The sequence below is a fragment of the Vibrio sp. OPT18 genome (genome assembly GCF_015163615.1).
Taxonomy (GTDB): Bacteria; Pseudomonadota; Gammaproteobacteria; order Enterobacterales; family Vibrionaceae; genus Vibrio; species Vibrio coralliirubri.
The window spans coordinates 79,872-83,496 of the sequence record NZ_JADDYK010000046.1; the positions used below are offsets into that span (position 1 = coordinate 79,872).

Consider the following 3,625-nt stretch of genomic DNA (forward strand, 5'->3'; position numbering starts at 1 on the left):
GCTATCGTACAAGGTGGTGGCGTTACTGAAATCATCAACGATTTCCCTGTAGCAGAAGGCGCATCTTTCGTTTCTGGTAACAACCTGAACTACGTAAGCATCTTCGGAATCTGGGCATTCTTCATCTTCTTCAAACAGTTCAGTATCACCAATAACATGTTGAACTCTTACCGTTACCTAGCGGCAAAAGACTCTAAGAACGCGAAGAAAGCCGCTCTGCTAGCGTGTATTCTGATGACCATCGGTCCAATCATTTGGTTTATGCCACCTTGGTTCGTAGCAGGACAAGGCGTTGACCTTGCAGCACATTACCCAGATGCAGGTTCTAAAGCAGGCGACTTCGCTTACCTTTACTTCGTAGAGCAATACATGCCAGCAGGTATGGTAGGCCTTCTAATCGCAGCGATGTTTGCGGCAACTATGTCTTCTATGGACTCAGGCTTAAACCGTAACTCAGGTATCTTTGTAATCAACTTCTACCAACCGATTCTTCGTCCAAACGCGACAGAGAAAGAGCTGATGATTGTGTCTAAGTTGATGTCTACCTTCTTCGGTCTAGCTATCATCCTTATCGCGCTGTTTATCAACTCGCTAAAAGGCTTGAGCCTATTCGACACCATGATGTACGTGGGTGCGTTGATTGGCTTCCCAATGACCATTCCAGCATTCTGTGGCTTCTTCCTTAAGAAGACTCCGGACTGGGCAGGTTGGGGTACGCTAGTGGTCGGTGCGATTGTGTCTTACATCGTTGGTTTCGTGATTACCGCTGAGATGCTACAAAACTGGTTCAACCTAGAGCCTCTAACAGGTCGTGAATGGTCTGACTTGAAAGTAGCGGTAGGCCTAATTGCACACTTAACATTTACTGCTGGCTTCTTCATTCTTTCGACTCTGTTCTACAAACCACTGGAAGCGTCTCGTCAGAAAGATGTTGATACCTTCTTCAACAACCTAGCGACACCATTGGTTTCTGAATCAACAGCACAGAAGAAACTGGATAACAAACAACGTCACATGCTGGGTTCACTGATCGCAGTGTCTGGTGTGGCAGTGATGGCGATGTTTGCTCTACCGAACCCATTCTGGGGAAGAATGATGTTCGTACTGTGTGGCGGTATCGTGTTCATCGTTGGTCTGCTGCTGGTAAAAGCTGTAGACGACTCGGTTGAGGATGCGAAACAAGCGAAAAAAACAGTGTAAGTTAGCTAACCAGTTAAACAAGTAATTAAACATAAAACGGCTGAGCTCTAATGCTCAGCCGTTTTTTATTGTATGAGAAAATGAGCTTAAAACGATTGGATAGGTGTCATTATCAGGGGCTAAATAGATTCGCTGAACTTGACCAGAACAGTTGAATTAGATGGGGATGAATCAGATGGGGTGAATTAGAATAGAAACTAGATAAGGCGTGACGAGATGTACATTAATAGAGCTTGTAGATCGACACTGCTTCGAGTCTTTTGCAGACGTTCATTGACCTGATCGTGAAGCAGGTTTCGAGTTAGGTTGGTAGCTGCCACAATGTGCTCACGCTGTGGCTTGGTTGGCAGAACAAGAGCAATAGCTACATGCACCTCGCCGATACGTGATGCCCAGTCAATCGGGTCGTCACTGACGATAACGGCAATCGAGAGATCTTGAGTCGATTCAAACATCACATGCGGCAGTGCAATACCTGGTGACACGCAGGTTGAAGAGCGTTCTTCTCGCTTAATAAATGCCAGAATCAGTTCATCTGGGTCTTCTGGATAAACAAGGTGAGCGAGCCCTTTCAAGCACTCAAATTTGGTCAGTTGGGTTTGCGCCTTAGCGTGGTGCCACTTTATGTCACAAGGTGGGCATATTTGTGGCATTCGCTGAATTAGATCGCTAGAGAACTCATGGTTCACCTGTGAGCCAACCATGTCGTAATGCTCTGCAATTATGTCTTTGAGAACGAAACAGGCAAGCTCCGCATCAATACCGACCGCGGTTATCTGGCACAAATCACCACGAAGTAAACCTACTTGCAGCATCGCGACGGATTTGGAGAGATCAGCGGTTCGATTTTGAGTGATGTTGATAATGCGGATGTTGCTTTTGAACTTCTTCGCTAAGCGAGTCAGCGGCTGCGCGACATGTGAGTTCGCGGCAGGATCGTTAACGAAGAAGGTGATCTGGTATTCGTTCATCAAAAGCTTAAGTTCGACAATGCTTAATAAAGACTTTATCGACACTCAACAATACTTCTTCCATTGGAACAAATACGGTTTTAGCTGGGTCAAATCGGCTTGGTTGTTCGATGTCGATATCAGAGACGATCAACACTTTGTCTGCGAGGGTAATATCTTGGGCTGTCAGTAAGTTTTCAATACCCATAGCGCCTTGCGTCTCTACCTTGATTGAAACGTTGAACTTAGGGGCTGTTTTATTTAGAGCATCAGCTGCCATATAGGTGTGCGCAATGCCTGTAGGGCACGCAGTTACCGCTACAATTCTCATTATTATTCTCGGCTTAATCTCGTCCCTGTTACGTTACATAAGCTACCTTTCAAAAGCTACCCGGCAAAAGCTATCTTGCATGGGAAACCCAGTAGGGAAAGCTCGCATGGCGGAGGGACGATATTGTTATGGGTTCTGTGGATTTTATGGATTGGCGTTTTTTATTCCAAGGTGAAAGTCACACTCTGAGTTCTTGGTTACAATAATCCAGTTAATGCACCTTTCGTCCTATATATTGAGTGCCTTCACACCGTTAATCTTTTCATCTTATTAACCTTATCACTTACGTAATTACTTCAGTCTGAAATCAGGCGAGGCAGAGCAGCATATGGATATCACCAACATTATCGAGCCCGAGATCATCTGCTTAGATTTACAAGCAGACTCAAAACAAGCGGTATTTGAAGAGCTTGTTGAACTGCTCGACCGTGCCGGTAAGCTCTCCAATAAACGTGAATTCCTTGATGACATATGGAAGCGTGAAGCCATCGGCAATACTGGCTTTGACGATGGTATTGCGATTCCACACGCGAAAAGCACTGCCGTAGCTAAACCTGCGGTGGCGGTAGGTATCAGCCGCTCTGGTATCGATTATGGCGCAGACGGCGGCGAGCTGTCGGATGTGTTCTTTATGCTCGCTTCACCAGACAACAACGACGACCACCATATCGAGGTGCTAGCTCAGATTTCGACCAGACTTATCGAAGATGGCTTTGTTACAAAATTAAAGGCGGTTGAGTCGGTTGAGGAGGCTCAAGAGCTGTTTCTCGAAGCCAATTCTGAATCGTTCGATAGCTACGCCTCAAGCCATCATGAGGTGTATGTCGAGCCACTCAGCCCTTGGGCGCAATCTCTTAATCGCCTCAAAGAACACTTATTATACGGTACCTCGCACATGATTCCTTTCGTGGTTGCAGGTGGAGTGCTTTTGTCTTTGTCGGTGATGATGTCGGGTCATGGCGCAGTTCCTGAAAGTGGCGTGTTAGCAGACATCGCACAAATGGGCATCGCGGGGCTAACCCTGTTTACTGCGGTACTCGGTGGTTACATCGCGTATTCAATGGCCGACAAACCGGGTTTAGCGCCCGGAATGATTGGTTCTTGGGTCGCGGTCAATCAATACAATACCGGCTTCCTCGGCGCG

Annotated in this window: 4 protein-coding genes; 2 read left to right on the top strand and 2 right to left on the bottom strand. The window is 46.5% G+C overall.

The window, feature by feature from the left end:
* Positions 1-1,200, top strand: a 1,200-nt coding sequence (locus IQQ51_RS10525; RefSeq protein WP_228012796.1) for a sodium:solute symporter family transporter, incomplete at its 5' end; no start/stop codon positions are given.
* Between the two features lie 197 nt (positions 1,201-1,397).
* Here the strand turns inward: IQQ51_RS10525 and IQQ51_RS10530 are convergent.
* Together IQQ51_RS10530 and IQQ51_RS10535 are read right to left on the bottom strand one after the other, a co-directional pair.
* Complete coding sequence (locus IQQ51_RS10530) at positions 1,398-2,171, bottom strand: PTS sugar transporter subunit IIA (protein WP_193841073.1); 774 nt, start codon at positions 2,169-2,171, stop codon at positions 1,398-1,400.
* Positions 2,172-2,178: 7 nt separating this feature from the next.
* Entirely contained in the window at positions 2,179-2,481 is a 303-nt protein-coding gene (locus tag IQQ51_RS10535) for a PTS fructose transporter subunit IIB (RefSeq protein ID WP_017070485.1), read from the bottom strand.
* A gap of 328 nt (positions 2,482-2,809) precedes the next feature.
* On the opposite strand from IQQ51_RS10535, the gene IQQ51_RS26920 reads away from it, so the two are divergent.
* Positions 2,810-3,625: fructose PTS transporter subunit IIA (locus IQQ51_RS26920; protein WP_228012797.1), on the top strand; the 816-nt coding region annotated here is incomplete at its 3' end.